This is a genomic window from Lacrimispora xylanisolvens (assembly GCF_002934545.1).
GTDB lineage: Bacteria > Bacillota > Clostridia > Lachnospirales > Lachnospiraceae > Lacrimispora > Lacrimispora xylanisolvens.
The window spans coordinates 566,238-591,112 of record NZ_PTJA01000001.1; the positions used below are offsets into that span (position 1 = coordinate 566,238).

Below are 24,875 nucleotides of genomic sequence, written 5' to 3' on the forward strand. Positions count from 1 at the left end.
TAATGCAAATAACACAATAAATCGCCGGTATTTATTAAAAAAGTAAACAAAGTGCAAAAGAGGAGGTATCAGAATGGGTAAAAGCATGGATCTTGTCATTAGAAATGGAGTGGTTGTTTTCCCAGATCGTGTGGAAAAGGCTGATATTGGGGTAATTGACGGAAAAATTGTGGAGATATCACAGGAGATTTCTCAGGATGGAAAAGAAGTAATTGATGCGGCAGGCAAACACATTTTTCCAGCAGCCACCGACGGTCATGTACACTTTGATGATCCGGGAAGAACGGAATGGGAGACCATAAAAAATGGCAGCCAGGCTCTTGCGGCAGGCGGCGGCGGTGTATTTTTTGATATGCCCTTAAACAGCTCTCCCTGTACACTGGACAGAGTTAATTTCGAAAAGAAGCTTGCCATTGCAAAAAGAGATTCCGTCTGTGATTTCGGTCTGTGGGGAGGGTTATGTCCCACAAACCTGGACAAGCTGGAGGAGCTTGCAGAATGCGGAGTTGTGGGCTTTAAAGCATTTTCCTGCTTCAGCGGAATTGATGAGTTCCCTGGAATTGATGACTATACCGCTTACAAGGGGATGGAGAAATTAAAGAAACTGAACCTTCCGCTTATGGTTCACTGCGAAAATGACGGTATCACTGGAAAAGTGACCGGTTTAAAAAATGCGCAGAACAAAACTGGGGTGAAGGATTATTTTGAGGCTCATGCACCTATTACAGAAATCGAAAGCATTTCCAGAATGATTACCTTTGCAGAAGAAACAGGCTGTAAACTGATTATTGCTCATGTAAGTACGGCAAAGGGCGTGGAACTGGTAACAGAGGCAAGAAAACGGGGTGTGGACATCTCCTGTGAAACAATTGGTCATTATCTCATTCTCACAGATGAGGATGTGGAAAGACTGGGTACTCTTGGAAAATGTTCTCCTCCGATCCGTGACGCAGCAAACCAGCAGAAGATGTGGGGGAAATTGTTTAATGGAGAAATTACATTTATTTCATCCGATCATTCTCCCAGCGATCCTAAATTAAAAGAGAAAGAGTTCATGAAAGCATGGGGAGGCATCTCTGGCTGTCAGAGTACGCTGCCGGCTGTTTTAACTCATGGTTACCATGATAGAAAGCTGATGCTTACAAAGGTTGCAGCGCTTACTGCCTCCAATGTTAATGAAGTATTTCATATCGAAGGAAAAGGAAAGATTCAGACCGGTTTTGATGCGGATTTTGCAATTGTTGATCTGGATAAAGAATATGTGCTGGATGCAGATTCCTTATTCTATTTACATAAAGTAAGTCCCTATGTGGGAATGAAGTTCAAGGGTCAGGTTACACAGACAATTGTGCGGGGAAGAACCATTTTTCAGGATGGTAAGATTACGGCGGTTTCAGGCGGAAAACTGATCACTCCTGCCAGAATGTCATAAGTCACAAACATATATAAGGAGAAAATCATGGGAGAAAGTGTGATGACAGAAGAAAAGGCATTGGAAGGTGTAATAAAACAGGATGGGATGGAGCCGGTTCCTGTTAGTAAGAGAACAATGGGGGCATTTTCCTACTGGCTGGTCTGGCTTGGGGGCTGTGTCTCTACCGCAAACTTAACACTTGGGTCAGATCTGGTTTCTGGTGGACTGAACCTTGTTCAGGCAATTATTGCAATTACATTGGGATCAGCGCTTTGCGTTATATGCATGGTCTTAAACGATAAACTATGTTACACAACCGGAATTCCATATGTGGTGCAGCTAAGAGGTGCTTTTGGCTTTAAAGGTACTGTTATCCCAGCTCTGTGCAGAGGTATTCCAGCCGTTATATGGTATGGCTTTCAAAGCTGGATCGGCGCTTCGGGCCTGAATGAAATCAGTAAAATTGTCATTGGCTTTGACAGCATTGTATTATGGTTTATTCTGTTTCAGGCAATGCAGATCGGACTTTCTGCACTGGGCTTTCAGGGAATTAAGGTAATTAACAACATTGGCGGGGCTGTTGTTATTATTGCTCTGGTTTATATGCTGGTCACAATTCTTGGTATGCATGGCGATGTAGTGACAGAAGTAGTTAATAAGAAGGGATCCTGGGGACTTCCATTTTTTGGAGCTGTAACCACCTTTATTGGAGTTAACTGCGCTCTTCTGGTTAATATCGGCGATTCAGTAAGGCAGCTAAAGCCTGGCTGCGGCCCTGTGAAACGAGGCTCTGCTTATGCGTTTGCGATGATTCCCGCTGTAGTATTTATGGGCGTTATCGGTCTTCTTGTTACAAGTGTAACCGGGATTGCCAACCCCATCGTAGGCTTTGCATATATCATGCCCAATAAGGCAATCGTTGTAATTACATTATTCTGTATCGTTTGTGGTACATTGACCACCAATATGCTCAATAACGCACTTCCCCCCATCTATGTACTGGTAGATCTTTTAAAAGTATCAGTTAAAAAGAGTGCGATTATTGTGGGACTGCTTGCATATGCTACATTTCCATGGGAGCTTGTAAAGGAATCATCAGCAGCCGGGCTCAACCTGTTTGTATTGATTTCCTCTTCTGTACTGGGACCGGTTTTTGCTATTCTGGTGGTGGATTATTATATCATTAAAAAACAGAAAATTGATCTGAGTGATTATTACAATCCGGACGGAGCATTTAAGGGAATCAACCTTGCTGCAATCGGGGGTTTAATTGCAGGTATGGCTGCAGCCCTTACCTTTATTAAAATATCATGGCTGGCAAGTATTCTGCCTGCAGGGATCGTTTATTATGTGTTGATAAAGTATTTTGAAAAAAAGAAAAAATAAAGAAAAGGAAAGAGGTCTGCATGGCATAAGTTGTCTTGCAGGCTTCTTTTTTTAGTGTCTTCCTAATTAAAAATCAGAGTATAAACGTAATAAATTCCACAGAGAGAATCAAAGCCGGAGGAATGCCCCACAGCTTCAAACGAGGCATGGATATCTTCGACAGATGCTGGAAAAACAAGATCCTTAATTGGTTTGCTAAAATGTGACGAAAGAGCACATCGAAGGAAGGTACGGCTGATATCGTTTGTATTGTTGAGAGACGTACTGATCCTGTTCTTAAGAATGGAAGTAAACGTTTGATCTGAGTTACCCGTTAGTATCAGCCCCGCCAGTACACCACACAAAAAGTCATCTCCGCTTGGGGTAAGACCCACTCCAAGACCGATCAGAGAAATCAGTTCTTCTGTGGCTTTTTCATAATCCGCTGTCTGCATATAGGTACTGCAGGCTGTAAGATGGTTCTTTGCCGCTGCAGTTACAAGCTCCGCCCCCAGATTATTTTCCTGCTCCTTCATACAGGAGGGAGCAAATATGGCGGAAAAACCTCCTGCGGCAGTATGATCCAGTACTGACTTTAACGTATCACGCAAAAGCTTTGGAGATTTACTGATTAGTTTGGATTCAAACAGGTCTGCTTCTAAAAAATAGAAGTTAATAACAGAAACAGAGCCGTATATTGTAAGGATACCCGGACTCACCTTCACCTTTAATCCCGGAGAAACAGGAAGTGTTTCCATGGATGCTGCGTCTAATTCTGTAATGAGACTGACAGGTGATACTGGAGACAAATCTGCCTGTAAAGCCAGTAAAAAATCTCCCAATTGTATGTTAATGGTTTTTCTGTATACAGAGTGTACCAGGCCTTCTGACACAGAATTTAAAATCTCCAGAGCATAAGAACCAATGGTTGTAATATTAAAATGCATGATCACTTGTTATCTCCTTTCGATGATAGTATAAATTCTAGCAAAAAGCTTAAAAAAACACAAATAAAATAAAATAAATTACACATCTTGGACAAAAAACCTAACGAAATTTTACCTCATTTTGCATTGTTTTCCCAGACATTATTTAATAAAATAATGAAATGTTTCATCAGTCAGTTATCATTCATCAACCAGAAACGGAGGAGAAGGTATGTATGATTTATTAGTAAAAAATGGGAAGATTGTAACAGCAGATTGTGTGTTTTCGGGAAACATTGCGGTAAAAGAGGGTAAAATTGCAGCGGTGCTACTTGCAGGAGAAGAGCCGGAAGCAAAAAAGGTAATTGATGCAAAAGAAAATTATGTTTTTCCAGGTGCAATTGATACCCATGCACATTTAAATGACCCCGGTTATGAATGGCGTGAGGATTATGAGCACGGAACTGCTGCAGCTGCGGTAGGCGGATATACAACCATTATTGATATGCCGCTGCAAAACGAGCCAGCCATGACGAACGCTACAATTTTTGATAAGAAGTTTGAAAAGGTATCTCCCAATGCATATGTGGATTATTGCTTCTGGGGTGGTTTGATTCCTGATAATTTCCAGGATTTAAAGGGGATGGATGAAAAGGGCTGCGTAGCGTTTAAATCCTTTATCGGCCCTGTCTCACCTGATTACAGCTCCTTAAATTATGGACAAGTATATGAGGCAATGCAGATCATCCATGAGTTTGACGGACGTGCCGGTTTCCACTGCGAAGATTTTGCCGCAATTAAGTGGCAGGAACAGAGAATGAAAAAAGAGGGCAGACTGGACTGGAAAGGATTTTTAGAATCAAGACCGGTTGTTGCAGAAATGGTAGCCACGGTTGATGTCATTGAGCTTGCAAAAGCCACCGGCTGCAAAGCACACATTTGCCACGTAAGCAGTCCTGATGTTGCTCAGAAGATTAAAGAGGCGCAGCAGGAAGGTTACGATATTACAGCAGAAACCTGTTCTCATTATTTAAGCATGACGGATGAAGATGTGATCAAGAACGGACCGTTGTTTAAATGCGCCCCGCCTCTGCGTTCCCAGGAAGAAGTGGACAGGCTGTGGACCTATGTGGAGGATGGCACATTCAGCGGTATTGCAAGTGATCATTCCCCATGTTCCTATGATGAAAAATTCAAGGAAATTCTGGGTAATAAAATCGAAACTCCATTTGATGTATGGGGAGGAATCAGTGGAATTCAGAGCGGATTTCAGGTAAGCTTCCATGAAGGATGCGTAAAACGGGGAATCTCACCATCGGTTCTTGCAAATGCAATGGCAAAGAAACCCGCAGAGGCATTTGGAATCTACGGAAAAAAAGGAGACATCAGAACCGGATTCGACGCGGATTTCATTATTGTAGATGCAGATAAGGAATGGGAGATAACAGAAGATTCCCTTCTCTACGTAAACAAGATTTCTGCTTTCGTTGGAATGAAGGGAAAAGGATTGCCGGTCTGCACCATTGTCCGCGGTGAGGTAGTGGCAGAAGACGGAAAAGTTGTAGGTGAAAAAGGATTCGGAAACCTGGTTAAAAAGCTGTAATATGCGGATTCATAAGAATCCGCAATCAAGTTTATGGTTATAAGAAGCGGTCCGTGTGGTTATTTAAAAATTCAACAGTTGCATTTAAAAGTTGAGTAGCCGCAGGGTCCGCTTCATTTCTGTCAAAATCATGTACAGAACCTGGGACAACAAACTGTTTTGCCTGATACATACTGCAAAGGTTAAGAAATTCTGAATATGGAACGTCTGTATCATTCATGCTGTGAGCACAAAATAAAGGAGCGGGAAGTTTTTCACAGGTTCGAAGTGAATAATCCAGAAAGAAGTATTTATCCCTGCCTTCATAGAACAGTGATTTCCATGATCCTGTCTGTCTGGCGTAAACATAGATACTGTAATGGGAATCTAGATTCCCCTCAGTATGAACCTGATCAGAAACTGCATTAAGGCAGGAACTGTTAACGGGTGGAAGAGAACAATAGTAACTGTTTGGAGTATCAAACCAGCTGTCGCACAGGAAACCATAACCGTAATAAGACAGGATTCCCTTTGGAGGAAGTAAAAGACGCTGGTCTTTTGAAGCCAGCAGGCATAGGTATGCCCCTGCAGAACGGCCCCATAGAAAGTAGGGAAGTTCCTGGGAAACATAAAGTGACCGGTTCAAAAGATAGTGATTGATGGAATCTATTACAGATTTCAGTATTATATCAATTTTGGCGGCGGGAGCAAGGGGATAGTCATAGGAAATAATAAGATATCCGGCATTGGTAAGGCTGTTCACATGCAGCTGGGGCAGATCCAGACGTGAGCCGTACAAAAGTCCGCCGCCATGAAAATATAAGATGCAGGCCTTAGGTACAACAGCCATATTATGATATATCGTAACATTAACCGGATAAGATAATTCGTTGAGCGTCATTTCAATTTGTTTTGTCATTGTGGTAATTCCTTTCTGCTTTCGATAAAAAACACATGAATGTAAGATCATTATAACTGTTAAAAAATAAACAAGCAGGGCAAAAGTGGATAAAACGGGAACGGTATTTTATCTCATAATATAATTGAAATACTTTATAATACCTGCCATAATAAACAGGTATAAATTGGTTGACTGAATGAATATGACCTAATGGAAAGTGAGGAGCTTTATTATGAGTTATTTAAACGGGCAGACAGGATACCGTGATGACTTATTAGCCACCAGATCCGTCGTTAAAAAAGAAAATTATGTTTTAATTGAGCCGGATGGAATTGTGAAAAATGCGATTCCAGGATATGAGAAGTGTGATGTCACGATTCTTGGCTCTCCTCAGATGGGAGCTTCCTTTGCGGATTACTTAGTGACAGTTCACGAAGGCGGAAAGAATTCTGCATTCGGCGGGGAAGGACTGGAATCATTCATTTATGTAATGGAAGGTTCCATTAAGGTTAAAAATGCGGACAAAGAAGAGACTCTGACAGAGGGTGGTTATATTTATTCCCCTGCCAGCAACACCATTTCTTTTGAAAATGCGGGAAAAGAGGATGCAAAGCTCTTTGCTTATAAACGCAGATATGACGAGCTGGCTGGATACAGCGCCTACACGGTAGTGGGAAATGCAAATGATCTTCCATGGATTCCATATGAAGGTATGGAGAACTGCTATATCCGTGATTTCCTGCCTGCAGCAGAGAATTTTGGATTCGATATGAATATGCATATTCTGAAATTCCATTTAGGTGCATCCCACGGCTACATAGAGACTCATATCCAGGAGCATGGCATGTATTTCCTTACAGGAAGCGCGATGTACAGACTGGATAATGACTGGGTTCCGGTGAAAAAGGGTGATTATGTATTTATGGATGCTTATTGCCCGCAGGCCTGCTACGCAGTAGGACGGGAAGAAGATTTAACTTATATCTATTCCAAGGACTGCAACAGGGATGTAAAGCTGTAATCATTGTTTTGATGTTCTTCCTAAGAATTTTTATAGATACAAAAAAACTGGTTTTCCGGTGTCTGATTCATACCGGAAAGCCAGTTTTTTTATTTACTGATTTTCCTAAAATACCACGAAAGTGGATAAAAATCAAACCTACATTTATCTAGTTATTTGATTGAAACGGGGTAGAAAAATAGCCATAATAGATAAAGAAATTCTGGTTGGCAGCAATTTGCTGAACAAAAATAACCATAAATCAGGAAGGCGAGGAAGGATAAATGAAACTTGTAAGAGCTGAATTAAAAGACTTAATGAAGAAAAAATTAATGAGAGCCGGTTTGAAAGAAGATCATGCTGATATCACAGCGGAGATTCTTACCTGGTCAGATGAAAGAGGATATCACTCCCATGGAGCAGTAAGAGTGGAGTATTACTGCGAAAGAATTTCAAAGGGAGGCATTACCGTAGATCCTCATTTTGAATTTAAAGAGACTGGTCCCTGTTCTGCAATCTTTGAAGGTGACAACGGCTGCGGATATGTAGCTGCTACGAAAGCAATGGAACAGGCAATTGAGATGGCAAAGAAAAACGGCATCGCAGTGGTTGGTGTCCGCAACATATCCCACAGCGGCGCTCTTGGTTATTATACAGAAATGGCAGCAGACCAGAACCTGGTTGCAATCTCCTTCTGCCAGTCAGATCCAATGGCAGTACCAACTGGCGGTACTGAACCGTATTACGGAACAAATCCTATTTCCTTTGCAGCTCCTACCGCAGATGAGAGAAAAGTGGTATTTGACATGGCAACAACCGTACAGGCGTGGGGAAAAATCCTGGACAAACGATCCAGAGGAGAATCCATTCCGGATACATGGGCGGTAGATGAAAAAGGAAATCCCGTTACAGATCCAAACAAAGTAAATGCACTGGTTCCCATTGCCGGTGCAAAGGGATATGGTCTTATGATGATGGTTGATATCTTTTCCGGTATTCTTTTAGGCGTACCGTTTGGCAAACATGTAAGCTCCATGTACCATGACTGCTCAAAGGGCAGAGAACTGGGTCATATGCATATCGTTATGGATCCAAAGCGTTTTACAAACATCGAAGAGTTTATGAAAAACATGTCCATTACCTGTGATGAATTAAATGCAATCCCACCAGCAGACGGATATGACAAAGTTTATTATCCAGGCGAAAGAGCCGTTATGAGAAGAGATAAATACCATAACAATGGCGGAATTGAAATTGTAGATGCAATCTATGAGTACTTAAAAAGTGATGCCATTCATTTTAACCGATATGACCACAAGAACAGATTTGCAGAATAAGGAGAAATATTATTATGTTAAGAACAGCAGTAAAAAAGGGAAGTTATCACGATTCTGTAGTACTGATGCTTCTTACCAATCAGATCTCAACGATTCAGGGTGTAAAGAAGGCTTCTGTTATGATGGCCACACCTGCTAACAAGGACATCTTTAAGCAGAGCGGCCTTGATACAAAAGAATTAATGGAATCTACAGCCAATGATATGGTTATCGTTGCTGACGTGGAAGATGACAGTCTTCTGGATACCATTATGAAAGAGGCAGAAGAATTCTTTAAAAAGCAGTCCGTATCAGCAGGAAACGGGAAAGAATCCCGAATTGCAAAATCATGGGATCAGGCACTGAATCAGCTGCCAGATGCCAATCTTGCGGTAATTTCCATACCAGGAGCTTACGCGGCTCTGGAGGCAGATCGTGCGCTTGATGAGGGCATGAATGTATTCATGTTCAGCGACAACGTTACCATTGAGGACGAAAAAAAATTAAAAGAGAAGGCTCATGAAAAAGGGCTTGTGGTTATGGGGCCTGATTGCGGAACCAGTATCATTCAGGGTGTGCCTATTGCATTTACCAACAGTGTAACACCGGGAGCCATTGGAATTATAGGTGCTTCCGGAACTGGTATCCAGGAACTGACTACTATCATAGACCGCCTTGGAGAAGGTGTAAAAAATGCCATTGGTACCGGAGGCAGGGATTTATCAACCCAGGTGGGTGGAATCACCATGATGGATATGATTGATGCAATGGAAGACGATGATAGTGTGTCTGTCATGATTGTTATTTCCAAGCCGCCGGCAAAGGCAGTCAGGGAAAAAGTATCAGTAAGGCTCAGTGTCTGCAAAAAGCCGGTTATTACGTTATTCCTGGGAGAAAAACCAGAGTATCATGAGGAAAATTTCTATCATACCTATACCCTTGATGAAGCAGCACGTCTGGCAGTCAGCCTGGTGCGGGGAGAGACGGTAAAAGAGGGCGAAGTATCTGTGGACCGGTCTTCATTTTACCGCAGGGAAGAAAAGAAGACAATCAAGGCATATTATTCCGGCGGTACCCTTGCCGGAGAGGCAGCCATGCTGATCAAAGATGCACTGGATTTAAAGATCCCGCCGGAAAAAGCAGAAGGATACATGTTAAAAACCGGGGGACACATTGTGGTGGATCTTGGCGATGATGTATATACACAGGGAAAACCACACCCAATGATCGATCCGGCTAAGAGAATTGAATGTATGAAAGAAGCCATTGATGACAAATCAACAGGAGTTATTCTTCTTGATGTCATGCTGGGATATGGCTCCCATGCCGATATGGCAGGCGCTCTGCTTCCTGCAATCAGGGAGCTTGGGGATCAGGCAGAACGAGAAGGCAGAAAGGTTTTCTTTATTGCAACGGTATGCGGAACCAGAAAGGATTTCCAGGGGTATGATAAGGCGGTGAAAAAGCTGACTGATGCCGGAGTAATCGTATGCGAAACCAATAAACTGGCTGTCCGTACAGCAATTCAGGCAATCGGCCTTGACTTTGCTGAGGTGAAAAAAGAGATTCGGTCAAAGAAAGCTTCTGACACCATTCCTGGAAAGGCATCTGATAAACTGCTTCAGATGCTGGCAGAGAAACCAAGAATCATCAATATCGGACTGAAAAGCTTTTCTGAAGTTGCAAAAGAGTTTGGCTGTGAAGTGGTTCAGTACGACTGGATGCCTCCGGCAGGGGGAAATGTAGAATTAATCAAAATCCTTAATTTCCTTAGAAACAATAAAGATCTGGACATTGATGAAGCAAACCGCAGAGTGATCATGAAAGTGGTTGCCAGTCAGCCAGTCATTACAGATAACACACGGGCGAAAAATGTAATTCCTGAATTAAACAATGGAAAAGTGATACTTCATGCAGGCCCGCCGGTTGCCTATAAAGACATGCCAGATCCAATGCAGGGATCCTGTGTGGGAGCCGTTCTTTTTGAAGAATGGGCTGATACCGAAGAAGATGCCAGACGACTTTTGGAATCCGGAGAAGTGAAGTTTCTGCCATGCCACAGTGTAAGAGCAGTGGGTCCCATGGGCGGAATTACGACGGCTAACATGCCAGTATTTGTTGTGGAAAATAAGACAGACGGCAATGAAGGTTACTGCACCATGAATGAAGGAATCGGTAAGGTACTTCGTTTTGGTGCCTACTCCGAAGAGGTTGTTAACAGACTTCGCTGGATGAGAGATGTTCTTGGACCAGTGCTGCAGACTGCGATCAAAGAACTTGGCGGAATAAATGTGAATCCTCTGGTAGCAAAAGCCATTGCGATGGGAGATGAATTCCATCAGAGAAATATTGCTGCCTCCCTGGCATTTTTAAAGGAAGTTGCACCTGTTATTACAAAAATGAAGATATCCGATCAGGATCGTTATGATGTCATTAAATTCTTATCCGATACGGACCAGTTCTTCTTAAATATCATGATGGCAACCGGCAAGTCCGTTATGGATACGGCCCGTACTGTGACCGACGGTACCATAGTGACTGCCATGTGCCGAAATGGTGTGGAATTTGGAATCCGCATTGCAGGTATGGGAGATCAGTGGTTTACAGGGCCGGTTAATACACCTCAGGGACTGTATTTCACCGGATATGACAAAGAGGACGGCTGTCCGGATATGGGTGACAGCGCCATTACTGAGACCTTCGGAGTAGGCGGTATGGCAATGATTGCAGCTCCCGCTGTTACCAGATTTGTAGGCGCAGGCGGATATGAAGATGCTCTTCGTACCAGCACAGAGATGGCGGAGATCACCATAGACAGAAACCCCAATTTTATCATTCCCAACTGGAATTTCCAGGGATGCACTCTTGGAATTGATGCAAGACTTGTAGTAGAAAAAGGCATTACACCGGTAATTAATACGGGAATTGCCCATAAAGTTGCAGGATATGGACAAATTGGAGCAGGAACCGTACACCCGCCAATGGAATGCTTTGAAAAAGCAATCACAGCATATGCAAAGAAACTGGGATATACTCAGTAGATTTTAGGAGAAGGTTGTGGAAAATAGAAAAATAGTAATTGCTCTGGGCGGAAACGCCCTGGGCAATGATATCGAAGAGCAAAAAGAAGCTGTCGCCAGGACAGCAGAGGTAATTGCAGATCTTGCACAGCAGGGACTGTCCATTATCGTCACACATGGTAACGGACCCCAGGTTGGGATGATCCAGACTGCCATGGATCACCTTACCCTGGTGCAGGAAGGCATGAAACAGGTGCCCCTTCCCACCAGCGTGGCAATGAGCCAGGGATACATAGGAATTGATTTACAGAATGCAATTAAATATGAGTTTCACAGACGAGGCATGGACAGAAAAGTTTCAACCATTCTTTCTCAGGTTGAAGTCAGTAAGGATGATGAAGCGTTTCAAAATCCGGCAAAACCCATTGGAAGATTTCTTACAAAGGAAGAAGCGGAAAAAAATGAGGCAAAAGGGATCCGGTGTATGGAGGATGCAGGCAGAGGTTACCGCATTGTAGTTCCCTCTCCCATGCCGGTGAGAATCCGGGAACTGGAAACCATCAAAACCTTAATGAATGCAGGCCATGTAGTCATCACCTGCGGCGGCGGAGGAATTCCGGTAGTAAGCGAAGAAGGAAAGCTGACCGGTGTCAATGCAGTCATTGATAAAGATAATGTAAGCAGTCTGCTGGCTTCCCAGATTGATGCGGATTACCTGGTTATTTTAACAGCAGTGGAAAAGGTTGCGGTTAATTTTGGAAAAGAAAACCAGGAATGGTTGTCAGAGCTGAGTACAAAAGAAGCCAGAGAATACATTGCACAGGGGCAGTTTGCCAAAGGCTCCATGCTTCCTAAAATTGAAGCTGCTCTCCGGTTTGCAGAATCAGGAGAAGGCAGAAAAACATTAATCACACTGCTTGATAAAGCCGCTGACGGCATTGCCGGGAAGACAGGAACTGTTATTCATGCTTAGTAAGAACGAGGAAATTTAAAATGAATATACCAGTAAATCTATTTACATGGGCAATGGCTTTTCTGCCAATTATTGCACTCATAATCCTGATGATTCAATTTCACTGGGGTGCAACGGAGGCTGCGGCAGTTGGACTTATGATTACAGTCGTTACAGGAGTATTTCTTTTTAAGGCAGGTGTCACAGTCATTGCGGCGGAAAGTGCAAAGGGCATCTGGAATGCACTGATTATTCTCATTATTGTCTGGACAGCAATCCTTTTGTACCAGGTGGGAGACGAAGCAAAAGCCTTTCTGGTTATCCGGGATGGAATGAGAAGGCTTTTGCCTAACGAGCTGCTTCTGGTATTTGCCATGGGCTGGGTGATTGAAAGCTTTCTCCAGGGAATCACAGGCTTTGGGGTTCCCGTTGCAGTGGGTGCCCCGCTTTTAATCGGAATCGGTGTTCACCCAATCTGGGCAGTTATTATCCCTCTGCTTGGACAGGCATGGGGAAATACCTTCGGAACACTGGGAGTTGCATGGGATTCCCTGGCCATGAGCGTAAATCTGGAGGCAGGCAGCAAAGAATACTTATTAACTGCATTCTGGACCGCCGTTTTTATCTGGTTCTGGAACGTTGTGGGAGGAGTTGTGGTATGCTGGTTTTACGGAAAAGGCAGGGCTGTTAAGAAAGGTCTGGCAGCCGTAATGTTAATATCCCTGATTCAGGGAGGCGGACAGCTTTTGCTGACCCAGGTTAATACAACCATTTCCTGTTTTGTCCCCTCCTGCATCTCTTTAATTGTGATCCTTCTTCTGGGAAGAACCCGGATGTACAAAGAGGAATGGAGCCTGAAAGACAGTCCAATTATGAACCGGGAATTTACGAAGCAGGAAGGGGAAGAGCTTCCCCAGGGTATGACCCTTGTACAGGCGTTTGTTCCCTATTTTCTTCTTTCAGCGATTACTCTGATTGTTCTAACCATAAAACCGGTACATGATCTTTTAGGAAAGTTTCAGTTTGGTTTTGCATTCCCGGAGACAGTAACCGGATACGGACATGTAAACAAAGCAAGCAGCAGCTTCTCTCCGCTGTCCCCATTTACCCATGCAAGCTTTTTCCTGCTGGTATCTTCCCTTGCCGGACTGATTTATTACAAGAAGAATGGCTGGATCAAAGAGGGAGGAACAAAGCGTGTATTTGTCAAATCGGTATCTATGACCATGCCTTCGGGAATTGCGGTAATCGGTCTGGTTATTATGTCTAAGATCATGGACGGAACGGGACAGACTGCAGTTCTGGCAGATGGAATTGCAAAAGTGCTGGGAAAAGCATATATCGCTCTGGTGCCTTTTGTGGGGCTTTTAGGCACATTTATGACTGGAAGCAACATGAGTTCCAATATTTTATTCGGAGGATTCCAGATGACCACAGCAAATCTTCTGCATGTGAATCCTGCAGCGGTTCTGGGAGCACAGTCAGCCGGAGGTTCCATCGGAAGTGCGGTCAGTCCAAGCAAAATCATACTGGGAACCACTACGGCCAATATTCTTGGAAGCGAAGGGGAAGTATTAAAAAGAATTCTTATGGTTACAGTTCCAGTAACAATTGCAATTGGGGTATTTTTGTTCTTCATGCTGGCAATTTAGGAAATACATAGAAAGTGAAAGTAAATGTGAGATGAAAAAGAATGATTTTTTTCGGACAAAAGAAGGGGGATTAACCATTGCCTTTCTTGCAATTATGGTTGCATTTGTTACAATAATAGTTGGACTTAATCATGCCAATAAAGTATTGTGCTTCTCTGGTTTAGTAATTATTATTGCTGCAATGCTTTATTCACCTTGTAAAAAGTATATTTACGATTGCCGGAAATACGATAAATCAAAATAAGCGAGGGTAAATAAATGGCTGTTGCAGAAAAAACAGGCAGAATTGCCAAGGATTTGGAATGTTTAAAAAAGTTTACTGCGACTCCGGGAGAAGGATGCACCCGTCTTCCTTTTACAAAAGAGTCCAGAGATGCGGTGAATTATCTTAAAACAGTTATGGAAGAAGCCGGACTTCAGGTACAGGAAGATGCGGCAGGAAATGTATTTGGAATTCTTGAGGGGGAAGATCCTGATCTGCCCTGTGTTATGATGGGATCTCATTACGATTCCGTAGTAAATGGCGGAGATTTTGACGGCATTGCCGGAATCGTATGTGCAATCGAAGTTGCACGGGAATTAAAGAGCAAAAACCTGACACCAAAAAGAAACTTTGTTGTTGTTGGATTTTGTGATGAAGAGGGCATGCGGTTTGGAACCGGTTATTTTGGTTCCGGTGCAATGTTGGGAAACAGGAATGCAGAGTATTGCAGGAAATACAAAGACACCGATGGCATTTCCATCTATGACGCCATGAAAGAATACGGTCTGGATCCTGAACGAGTGGAAGAAGCCAGATGGCCAATCGGTTCCATCGGGTATTTCCTGGAAACCCACATTGAACAGGGACCAGTTCTTGATGCAGAAGGAATTGAGCTGGGGCTGGTGGACTGCATTGTTGGAATTCAAAGATATATGGTCACCGTACACGGAAGATCAGACCATGCGGGAACAACTCCCATGGACATGAGAAAGGATGCGGTGGATGCAGCTTCTAAGGTTATCTCAAAAATAGCAGACTGGGCAAGAGAAAAAGCCGATGGAACCGTTGCAACAGTTGGCTATATCAATACGGTACCGGGCGGTATGAATATCGTAGCGGAAGAATGCCAGTTTACCGTTGATATCCGGTCCAGAAACAACGAACACATCAATGACATTGCGAAAAGAATCCGTGCCGCTTTAGATCGGGAAGTGAAAGCGATCGGGGGCAGTTACGAAATGGACAATAAACTTACCATTACTTCTGTGAACTTATCCAAGGAAATGCTGAAGACGATGGAAGAAAGCTGCAGAAAACATGGCTTCAGCTATGAGTATCTTCCAAGCGGAGCAGGACATGACGCACTGGAAATCGGACAGGTAATACCAACCGTAATGCTTTTTGTACCAAGCAAGGATGGAAGAAGCCATTGTCCGGTAGAATTTACGAAATTCAGCGATTTCGCCAAAGCTTCTATTATAATGGAAGAACTTGCAATAAAACTGCTTGTATAAATGAGCCGGGGGGCAATGAGACGTTTATATACAGCAGGGAATCAGCCGGGCAGGAAAGCCCGGCCTTTCTTGCATGAACTACCAGTTACTGCTGCATTATGTTATACTGATAAAGGAGAAAAAATAATAAGAAGGGGCTGGGCAAAGAAGGAAATGAAATTTACAGTAGAAGAATTTCTCAAAACGGAGAACTTGGGAAAAATGACTCTGATTTGCGGAGAGAGTGGCTTACGGAAGGAAATTAAGGGCGCGACAATCATTGAGGCACCGGATATTGTTAAGTTTATTAATGGAGGAGAACTGCTGCTGACTGGTTTATATGCATTTAACTCCTGTACCATTGAAGAATTTAAATTCTATATTTCCGAACTTGAGAAGAAGAATGTCAGCGGACTGATTTTAAAAAAGAGAAAACTGGTGGAAGGCGTGGAAAGTAAGATTGTCCTTCTACGGGAATACGCAGAAAACTTCGGGATTCCATTGATTGAAGTCTCTTTTGAAGTCTCGTTCCAGACCATTATGTCACTGGTCATGGAACGGCTTTTTAATGAGGAAGTGACAAAATTAAAGTATTATAAAACCACTCATGATAATTTTATGGCGTTATCCCTTTCCAATAGCTATAAGAAGAATCCGGTAGGGGATATTCTCGATATGTTAAATAAGCTGATCCGCAATCCCATTGCTCTTTATAATCAGGATATGTCCTGTTATGCGGCGACTGGCAGCGAGGAATATGAATTTGAATTATCCCCTAAGGCAGCTGAGTTTGATCCGGGTATTTTCTCCAATTACGAGTATACCAGGCAGGAGGGGGAGTACCCCTGTTATGTTGTCAGAATGAATTTGAATGTGGGAATACAGATGTATCTTGTTATAACGGAAAAATACGATAAATTTAATATGATGGACTGCATTGCGGTGGAAAATGCCATTGTTGCCCTTCAATATGAATTCTCAAGAAAGTTTGCCGTCTCAAAACTTGAAAAAAAGTACCAGCACGACTTATTAAACAATATTCTCAACGGAAAAGTCACCTCTGCGGATGAACTGAAAAAGAATGCCAGCCTCCTTGGTATGGACCCCAATGGACATTACCGTGTGATTGTCTTTGGAGTCACTTATGAAGGAAGCACCCAGAAGAAAATGAATGAAAAGCTTCAGCAGATCAACTGGCTGGAAGACGTGGTTAGACAGAGGCTGACTGATGTAAAAGTACATACGGATATGGACAAAGTGGTTGCCATAAAAACTGCCAATCCAAACCGGACCCAGGCCGAGTACCGCAAAGATTTAAAAGAGATGTGGAGTAAGGTTCAGGCAGGTATGGCACAGCATAACAAAAAGCTTGTGGTAAAGGCAGGTGCAGGCAAGATCGTAGAGGGAATCATGCAGCTGGAGGGGTCATATAAGGAAGCTGCAGATGCATTTTCTTTTATTGACATTGCAGCGGATATCTCCTATGAGGGGAACGCCTATATCATGATGTTTTCCGATCTGGGAATCTTTAAGCTCCTTTGTCAGGTCGACGATCCGGCGCTTTTAATGGAATATGTTCCGGAATCCCTTCAGAAACTGTTTAACTATAAAAAACCCCAGCAGGAAGATCTTATCATAACGCTGAAGACTTATTTAAACTACAATCAGAATCTTTCCAAGACGGCTCAGGACTTATACGTTCACTATAAAACAGCAGCTTACCGGATTGGAAAAATTGCTAAAATAACAGGGATTGATTTTGATAATGCCAACGAAAGGCTGGCGGTAAGAATCGGTCTTGTCGTTTACAGAATGATTGAAAACTATAACAAGAAATAGACTTTAAGCGGTTTATCCAGGTTGGATAAACCGCTTTTCCTTTTTTGTCATCATGCTCCGATGCAAAGTGTTAATAAATTATCTATACTGGTTATGATAGAAATAATCCGGTAAGAATAAAGCGATTATTATGGGAAAAAGCGGGTCACAAAAGAAGGGAGAAGATGATGTATCGAATATTAAAAGCACAAAAGCTGGCAGATAAAATAGTTCTTATGGATGTGTATGCGCCGCGCATTGCAGCCAATTGCCAGCCAGGACAGTTTGTAATCGTAAAAATGGGAGAGAATGGTGAGAGAATCCCGCTTACGATCTGTGATTATAACAGGGTGGAGGGAACAATTACCATTGTATTCCAGGAAGTAGGAGTTTCCACCGTAAAGATGGCAGATTTAAAAGAAAATGACAGTTTCCGTGATTTTGCAGGACCTTTAGGAAATCCTTCTGATTTAGTCCATGAAGATCTGGAAGAATTAAAACATAAAAAGCTCCTTTTTGTTGCGGGAGGTGTAGGTGCTGCACCAGTTTACCCTCAGGTAAAGTGGCTGCATGAGAATGGAATTGAGGCAGACGTGATCATCGGAGCAAAGACAAAGGATATGCTTATTCTGGAAGATGAGCTTAAAAAAGTCTCTGGTAATCTGTATGTGACAACCGATGATGGTTCTTACGGACGATCCGGTCTTGTGACTAACGTTATGGAGGACTTAATCCAGAACCAGGGAAAGAAATACGATGCCTGTATAACAATCGGGCCCATGATTATGATGAAGTTTGTATGCCTGCTGACCAGAAAGTATGATTTAAAAACAGTTGTCAGTATGAATCCGGTTATGGTGGACGGCACAGGAATGTGTGGTGCATGCCGCCTTATGGTGGGAGATCAGGTTAAATTTGCCTGTATTGACGGACCGGAATTTGACGGACATCTGGTGGATTTTGACCAGGCAATCAAAAGGAGCCAGATGTATAAAACAGAGGAAGGTCGTGTCATGTTAAAACAGCAGGAAGGAAACACACATCACGGGGGCTGCGGGAACTGCGAGGAGAGTACAAATGGCTGATATGTTAAAGAAAGTACCTGTCAGAGAACAGGAAGCAAAGGTACGTGTTACAAATTTTGAAGAAGTCTGTGAAGGATATAATCAGGAAGAAGCAGTGAGAGAAGCATCCAGATGTTTCGGTTGTAAAAATGCAAAATGTATTGATGGCTGTCCTGTAGCTATTGATATTCCCAGATTTATTAAAGAAATTCAGGAAGGTAATATAGAAGAAGCATATAAGGTAATCAGCAAATCTTCAGCCCTGCCTGCAGTCTGCGGACGTGTCTGCCCCCAGGAAACCCAGTGTGAAGGAAAATGCATCCGTGGGATTAAAGGGGAGCCTGTTTCCATTGGTAAGTTAGAACGGTTTGCAGCAGATTATGCCTTAGAACATGACATCAGGCCAGACTCCTCCAAGGAAAAGAACGGACATAAGGTAGCTGTGATCGGTTCCGGCCCCTCCGGTCTTACCTGTGCAGGAGATTTGGCAAAGCAGGGATATGATGTAACGGTTTTTGAGGCACTTCATGAATTAGGAGGGGTGCTTGTATATGGAATTCCGGAGTTCCGTCTTCCAAAAGAAAAAGTCGTAGCAAAAGAAATTGAAAAGGTAAAAGATCTGGGTGTAAAATTCGAGACCAACGTGGTCATTGGAAAATCAACAACAATAGATCAGCTGTTTGAAGATGAGGGATTTGAAGCTGTTTACATAGGTTCCGGCGCCGGACTTCCCATGTTTATGGGGATTCCGGGAGAAAATGCAAACGGTGTTTTCTCCGCCAATGAATATTTAACAAGAGCCAACCTGATGAAAGCATTTGATGAGAATTATGATACTCCCATATTTGCCGGAACAAACGTTGCCGTAGTAGGCGGTGGTAATGTTGCCATGGATGCAGCCAGAGTAGCAGCAAGGCTTGGCGCCTGTGTACATGTTGTTTACAGAAGAAGTGAGGCAGAGCTTCCAGCCAGAGCGGAGGAAGTCCATCATGCCAGGGAAGAGGGAATTATCTTTGATCTTCTAACCAATCCAAAAGAGATACTTGTGGATGAGAATGGCTATGTAAAAGGCATGAAGGTGGTTAAGATGCAGCTTGGAGAACCAGATGCATCAGGAAGAAGACGCCCGGAGGAAATACCGGGATCAGAGTATGAGATAAAAACAGATACAGTAATCATGTCTCTGGGTACCTCCCCCAATCCCCTAATTTCTTCCACCACAAAAGGCCTGGATATGAACCGGTGGAAATGTATTATTGCAGATGAAGAAAACGGACAGACCACAAAAGAAGGTGTGTTTGCAGGCGGTGATGCCGTTACAGGAGCCGCAACGGTTATTCTGGCAATGGGAGCAGGAAAGGCCGGTGCAAAAGGGATTGACGAATATTTAAAGAATAAATAAAGTTCAGTGCTTCAATCATGATGGATTGCAGACTCTGCTAAGTGGCAGGTTTCCAAATATCATTTTTGAAGCACTGTTTTTTACAATAACTTGTCGGAATTGGTAACTTTATCATCTCAGTTGCAGAGTTACGTAATTATAATATTGCACAAATAAAAATATAATAAAGGCATCTGATTGATACTATTATACAAAATACTTTGAAAATTGTGGTGATCTGATTCTGAAATTTCCGAGAAACCGGTTTCACCCAATAAACCTGGCAGGAGTACAGCAGAAAGCGGAACTGATATGGAGAGAGACAAGGTAAGCATTTATCGAATTGCTGAGGAGGCGGGAGTATCCCCTGCCACAGTATCCAGGGTTTTAACACAGAAAGCCAATGTAAGTGACGAGAAGAAGAAAAAAGTGGAGAAACTTATTTCCAAATACCACTTCAGTCCCAATGCAATGGCAAGGGGGCTTACCAGCAGCCGGTCCGGAATCATAGGGGTTCTGATACCGGATATCCGCAATCCGTTTTATGCGGGGCTGGCGGTGGAATGTGAGCAGGCGGCACATGATAGGGATTATAGCCTGATGCTCAGTAATTATATGAACGATATGGAGTTGGAGGAGCAGCGCCTCTATAAAATGATCAGTCAGCAGATTGATGCTCTAATCATTATGGGAGGCAGAGTTGATGAACTGATCACTGATGAAGTATACGCAGAACGCATCAATCATATCAGCAAATTAATGCCTGTGGTGATTACTGGAAAGCTGGATGGCAGCGATTGCTATCAGGTAAACTTAGATAACAGTGAAGCCATAGATCGGATCATGGAATATTTAATTTCTAATGGCCATCATGATATCTGCATGATAGGAGGCAGGAAAGAGGTAGATTCCACTTATACAAAGAGGACCCGCTACCGCAGCATGCTGCACAGGCACGGAATTGAATTTTGTCCGGACTATCTTGTTGAAACCGGTGATTATTCCATGGAATCAGGATACCGGGGCATGAACAGCCTGATTGAGAGTACCAGAAAGCTGCCAAGCGCAGTGATTGCAATTAATGATTTAACTGCACTTGGAATAATACAGTCATTAAGAGAGCATTCCATTGGTATTCCTGAGGATATCTCACTGGTCAGCTTTGACAATACAATCCTTGCTGAAACCAGTGTTCCCCGTCTGACCAGCATGGACTACAATTATGATCAGTATGGGAAAACGCTGATTGATACGGCTCTTGCCGTTTTAGAGGGGGGAAAGCCCCAAAAGATTCAGATCATACCTACAGAACTGATCATAAGAGACTCATGCCGGAGTTTAAACAAAGGCATTTAAATTTACCCTTAGTTTGAAACCGGTTTCAAAAATAATAATTACAACAGGAACAGGGAGGATATGAGGTTGAAAGCAAAAGGAAAAAAACAGGGAGTGCAGGCATTGCCGCATAGAAAACCAGTCGGGAGAGTAATCAGAGATAATCGGATCTTAATCCTTATGTGCCTTCCGGCGGTATTGTTTTTTATTGTATTCTTTTATTGTCCATTGCCGGGCGTATACATAGCATTTACCAATTATAATTTCCGTGACGGAATTTTCGGCAGTCCGTTTGTTGGATTTAAAAATTTTGAATTTCTTATTAAATCCGGTCAGTTATGGGCACTTACAAGAAATACAGTTCTTTATAATCTGGCATTTATACTTTTGGGAAATATCCTGCAGATCATACTTGCTATTATGGTAAATGAAATCAGGTGCAGCTGGTTTAAGAAGGTATCACAGACAATCATGTTTCTGCCATATTTTATTTCAGCAGTTCTCATCGGAGTTCTTGCATTTAATATTTTGAACTATGATACAGGCGCTTTAAATACGCTGATTCGCTCGGCAGGGGCAAATCCGGTAAAAATATACAGTATGGCAGGTATCTGGCCATTTATTATTATTTTGTGTAATATCTGGCAGCAGACCGGATACGGTTCTATTGTATATTTTGCAGCCATCTGTGGGATTGATTCCCAGATCATAGAGGCAGCTGAGGTAGACGGTGCCACCAGCTGGCAAAGAATCCGTTATATTATTTTGCCCAGCTTAAAGCCAACGTTTATTATCCTGATGCTGTTTGCACTTGGTGGTATTATGAAGGGCAATTTCGGACTGTTCTACAATCTGATTGGTCCGGCCAACTCTCAGCTTTTCCCCAATACGGATATCATTGAGACCTTTGTATTCCGGACAATGATGAATCAGAATAATTTTGCAACCTCTTCTGCAGTAGGGCTATACCAGTCTGTTTTTGGGTTTATTCTGGTTATGTTCAGCAACTGGGTGGTCAGAAAGATTGATCCTGATTATGCATTATTCTAGGAGGCGGATTATGAAAAAGAACGGTGTAAAGATGACTGCCAGTACGGCTGTTGTCCGGATAATATCCTATATTTGTGTCTTGTTTTTCTCTTTGATGTGTCTGATGCCATTTTTACTTATGATATCAGCTTCCTTCAGTGATGAAGGGATTATCACAAGAGAGGGGTTCGGGTTATTGCCAAAGGGCTTTAGTCTGACTGCTTATGGATGGGTTTTCCGATATCCCAAAGTTATTCTTGGTTCCTATGGTGTCACGATTACAATGACTGTTTTCGGAACAATCTTAGGCCTTTTCCTTATTGCCATGACTGGATATGCCTTACAAAGACAGGATTTTCCGTTTCGAAATGCTCTTTCCTTCTTTATTTATTTTACGACCCTGTTCTCTGCAGGTATGGCGCCTACATATATCTGGGTTTCCCGCTATCTGAACTTAAAGGGGAGCTACATGGCAGTATTTCTACAGCTTTTAATGACGCCCTGGCTGATTATTCTTATGAAGAACTTTGCCAGATCTGTGCCCTATGAAATTACAGAATCCGGTAAGATGGACGGAGCGGATGATTTTAAAATCTTTATCATGCTCATTCTTCCCATGTTAAAGCCGGCACTTGCAACCGTAGGACTGTTTCTGGCACTAGGGTACTGGAATGAATGGTATAACTCCATGCTGTATCTTGGTTCCGCGGTGACGTATAAACCACTGCAGTATTATCTGTACAGCATTATTAACACTGCAGCACAGCTTAAAAGTTCCATGGCAGGGGCGGCAATCACAATTACAGATCTGCCAAGTAACACATTAAAGATGGCGACTGCTGTTGTTGCTACAGGACCAATTATATTCCTGTATCCGTTTGTTCAGAGATATTTTATATCAGGTATAACCATTGGAGCTGTGAAAGGCTGAGCATACTGCTGCATGCCAAACGGCATGTGTGGTAATAAATAAATTATTTAAGGGAGGTAAAATATGAGGAAACATGCAGTTAAGAAAATTACTGCAGCTCTATTGGCAGGGGTTATGGTTATGAGCCTTGCTGGCTGCGGAGGGAAGCAAAAAAGCGCTGCTGTGGGAGCGGATGGTAAAGTTGATACATCCAAACACGAGGTGATCAACATGCTGGTATTAGGTGATAAGCCCAGCAATGGACGGTGTGAAGCCATGCTTGAGAAACTCAATGCAGTACTGAAGGAAAAAGTAAATGCAGAGCTTAAGCTGACGTATGTGGAATGGGCTGACTGGCAGACTCAGTATAATGTTCAGCTTTTAAGCGGAGATAAGAGTCTGGATATTATTACAACTGCTACAGACTGGCTTTATGCATGGGAAAACACCCAGAAGGGTGCATTTATGCCCCTCTCTGAGGATCTTTTAAAAGTGTATGCTCCAAAGACATACGAACAGGTCTCTTCCATGGATGACTGGAAGTATTGCAAATACCAGGATCAGATCTATTTTATTCCGGAAGATCATTATACCCAGTATACCAACCATGGCCTGTTTTACCGCGGCGACTGGGCAAAAGAATCAGGAATTGAGAATGGTGATATCAAAGAATTTGAGCAGATCGGAACTTATTTCCAGTGGATCAAGGATCATAAGGAAGGAGTAATTCCGTGGGATATAGGCGGGAAGATTAATCCCGGTGGTTTACTGGGTGGATATCTGAACTCAAAAACAGACAATATTGTAATTCCAAGTGTAAATGTAGGCAATTATGAGTTCTGGATGGGAGTTTCCAAGGATGATCCATTTACCGTAACCTCTCCCTATATGGAAAGTGATACAATCTATGATGCGGCAGAGCTGATGAAGAAGTGGAATGATGCAGGATTCTGGAGAGAGGATGTCCTTAACTATGATGGTGATTGCAGGGAGGCAATGTTTGCCGGAACTTCCGGAGCCGATGAACATCATTCCCAGACTTACTATTCCAAGATCAGACCAAGTATGGACCGGAAGCAGCCAGGATCCGATGCCAAAATGTACTGGTGGGGAACAGAAAATAACAATGTCTCCAAACCATTAAAAACACACGGTGCAGCAGCGATCAGTGCCAATTCCCAGCATCCCGAGCGTGCGCTGATGGTATATGATCTGCTTCGCAATGATGAGACATGTTACAGGCTGATTAACTATGGTATTGAAGGAGTCGATTATACGATTACATCCGATGGGAAGCTGGATCATCCGGAGGGCTGGGATAAGAGTAAAGATTCTTTGGATTCCAATTACTGGTGTGGAAGAAATGATGATCTGGAACTGCAGGATGTTCAGTGGTGGGATGGAACGAAAGGTATGATTGATATGTATAATACCTTTGCGTATGATAATCCTTATACCGGACTGGTTGTAGATAAGAATTCGGTAGAAGCTGAAATGTCTGCAATGGCAAATGTTCTTTCCGAGTACATTCCCCAGCTGGCATATGGTAAGTACCCGGATCCCAGGAAAGCAGTAGATGAAATGAGAGAAAAGCTGAAAGAGGCAGGCTATGATAAGGTAAAAGAATCCATTCAGCAGAACATGGATACTTATAAGGCAGCGTTAGGAAAATAATAGCATGAGAACAGGGACCGAAAAAGAAACCCATCAGGGTATGCTTCTTTTCCGGTCCCT

Annotated in this window: 19 protein-coding genes; 17 read left to right on the forward strand and 2 right to left on the reverse strand. The window is 42.9% G+C overall.

Annotation, left to right across the window (positions count from 1 at the left end; all coding sequences use genetic code 11):
* Positions 1-73 precede the first annotated feature (73 nt).
* Both allB (BXY41_RS02710) and BXY41_RS02715 read left to right on the forward strand, forming a co-directional pair.
* On the forward strand, positions 74-1,432 hold the full coding sequence (gene allB, locus BXY41_RS02710; RefSeq protein ID WP_104434301.1) for an allantoinase AllB: 1,359 nt from the start codon (positions 74-76) through the stop codon (positions 1,430-1,432).
* A gap of 27 nt (positions 1,433-1,459) precedes the next feature.
* On the forward strand, positions 1,460-2,800 hold the full coding sequence (locus BXY41_RS02715; protein ID WP_104434303.1) for an NCS1 family transporter: 1,341 nt from the start codon (positions 1,460-1,462) through the stop codon (positions 2,798-2,800).
* A 62-nt stretch (positions 2,801-2,862) separates the two neighbouring features.
* Here the strand turns inward: BXY41_RS02715 and BXY41_RS02720 are convergent, their stop codons facing one another.
* A complete protein-coding gene (locus tag BXY41_RS02720; RefSeq protein WP_104434305.1) occupies positions 2,863-3,726 on the reverse strand; it encodes an oxamate carbamoyltransferase subunit AllH family protein in 864 nt (287 codons plus the stop codon).
* Positions 3,727-3,937: 211 nt separating this feature from the next.
* Here BXY41_RS02720 and allB (BXY41_RS02725) point away from each other — a divergent pair, with 211 nt between their 5' ends.
* Positions 3,938-5,308 carry an allantoinase AllB gene (allB, locus tag BXY41_RS02725; protein ID WP_104434308.1) on the forward strand — a complete coding sequence of 457 codons (1,371 nt, stop codon included), beginning with the start codon at positions 3,938-3,940 and terminating at the stop codon, positions 5,306-5,308.
* 37 nt (positions 5,309-5,345) lie between these two features.
* Here allB (BXY41_RS02725) and BXY41_RS02730 read toward each other — a convergent pair whose 3' ends face one another.
* On the reverse strand, positions 5,346-6,206 hold the full coding sequence (locus BXY41_RS02730) for an alpha/beta hydrolase (RefSeq protein ID WP_104434309.1): 861 nt from the start codon (positions 6,204-6,206) through the stop codon (positions 5,346-5,348).
* 214 nt (positions 6,207-6,420) lie between these two features.
* On the opposite strand from BXY41_RS02730, the gene allE reads away from it, so the two are divergent.
* The 14 genes from allE (at position 6,421) to BXY41_RS02800 (ending at position 24,815) form a co-directional block, all read left to right on the forward strand.
* Entirely contained in the window at positions 6,421-7,209 is a 789-nt protein-coding gene (gene allE, locus BXY41_RS02735; RefSeq protein ID WP_104434311.1) for a (S)-ureidoglycine aminohydrolase, read from the forward strand.
* Positions 7,210-7,472: 263 nt separating this feature from the next.
* Positions 7,473-8,525, forward strand: a complete 1,053-nt coding sequence (allD, locus tag BXY41_RS02740; RefSeq protein ID WP_104434313.1) for an ureidoglycolate dehydrogenase — start codon at positions 7,473-7,475, stop codon at positions 8,523-8,525.
* 14 nt (positions 8,526-8,539) lie between these two features.
* Complete coding sequence (locus BXY41_RS02745; protein ID WP_104434315.1) at positions 8,540-11,545, forward strand: bifunctional FdrA/YlbE family protein; 3,006 nt, start codon at positions 8,540-8,542, stop codon at positions 11,543-11,545.
* 16 nt (positions 11,546-11,561) lie between these two features.
* A complete protein-coding gene (gene arcC / locus BXY41_RS02750; RefSeq protein ID WP_104434317.1) occupies positions 11,562-12,497 on the forward strand; it encodes a carbamate kinase in 936 nt (311 codons plus the stop codon).
* Between the two features lie 20 nt (positions 12,498-12,517).
* Positions 12,518-14,128, forward strand: coding sequence for an L-lactate permease (locus BXY41_RS02755; protein ID WP_104434319.1), 1,611 nt, complete (start codon positions 12,518-12,520; stop codon positions 14,126-14,128).
* Between the two features lie 31 nt (positions 14,129-14,159).
* Complete coding sequence (locus tag BXY41_RS02760) at positions 14,160-14,372, forward strand: hypothetical protein (protein ID WP_104434321.1); 213 nt, start codon at positions 14,160-14,162, stop codon at positions 14,370-14,372.
* A gap of 14 nt (positions 14,373-14,386) precedes the next feature.
* Positions 14,387-15,625, forward strand: coding sequence for a M20 family metallo-hydrolase (locus BXY41_RS02765; RefSeq protein ID WP_104434323.1), 1,239 nt, complete (start codon positions 14,387-14,389; stop codon positions 15,623-15,625).
* A 15-nt stretch (positions 15,626-15,640) separates the two neighbouring features.
* Complete coding sequence (locus tag BXY41_RS02770) at positions 15,641-17,443, forward strand: PucR family transcriptional regulator (RefSeq protein WP_341457786.1); 1,803 nt, start codon at positions 15,641-15,643, stop codon at positions 17,441-17,443.
* 167 nt (positions 17,444-17,610) lie between these two features.
* A complete protein-coding gene (locus tag BXY41_RS02775; protein ID WP_104434325.1) occupies positions 17,611-18,507 on the forward strand; it encodes a sulfide/dihydroorotate dehydrogenase-like FAD/NAD-binding protein in 897 nt (298 codons plus the stop codon).
* On the forward strand, positions 18,500-19,888 hold the full coding sequence (gene gltA, locus BXY41_RS02780) for an NADPH-dependent glutamate synthase (protein ID WP_104434327.1): 1,389 nt from the start codon (positions 18,500-18,502) through the stop codon (positions 19,886-19,888). The genes BXY41_RS02775 and gltA overlap by 8 nt, the downstream gene beginning before the upstream one ends.
* Positions 19,889-20,179: 291 nt before the next feature.
* On the forward strand, positions 20,180-21,223 hold the full coding sequence (locus BXY41_RS02785; protein ID WP_104434329.1) for a LacI family DNA-binding transcriptional regulator: 1,044 nt from the start codon (positions 20,180-20,182) through the stop codon (positions 21,221-21,223).
* A gap of 66 nt (positions 21,224-21,289) precedes the next feature.
* Entirely contained in the window at positions 21,290-22,252 is a 963-nt protein-coding gene (locus tag BXY41_RS02790; RefSeq protein WP_242980021.1) for an ABC transporter permease, read from the forward strand.
* Positions 22,253-22,262: 10 nt separating this feature from the next.
* Positions 22,263-23,162, forward strand: a complete 900-nt coding sequence (locus BXY41_RS02795; RefSeq protein ID WP_104434333.1) for a carbohydrate ABC transporter permease — start codon at positions 22,263-22,265, stop codon at positions 23,160-23,162.
* A gap of 63 nt (positions 23,163-23,225) precedes the next feature.
* Entirely contained in the window at positions 23,226-24,815 is a 1,590-nt protein-coding gene (locus tag BXY41_RS02800; protein ID WP_104434335.1) for an ABC transporter substrate-binding protein, read from the forward strand.
* The last annotated feature ends 60 nt before the right edge of the window (positions 24,816-24,875 follow it).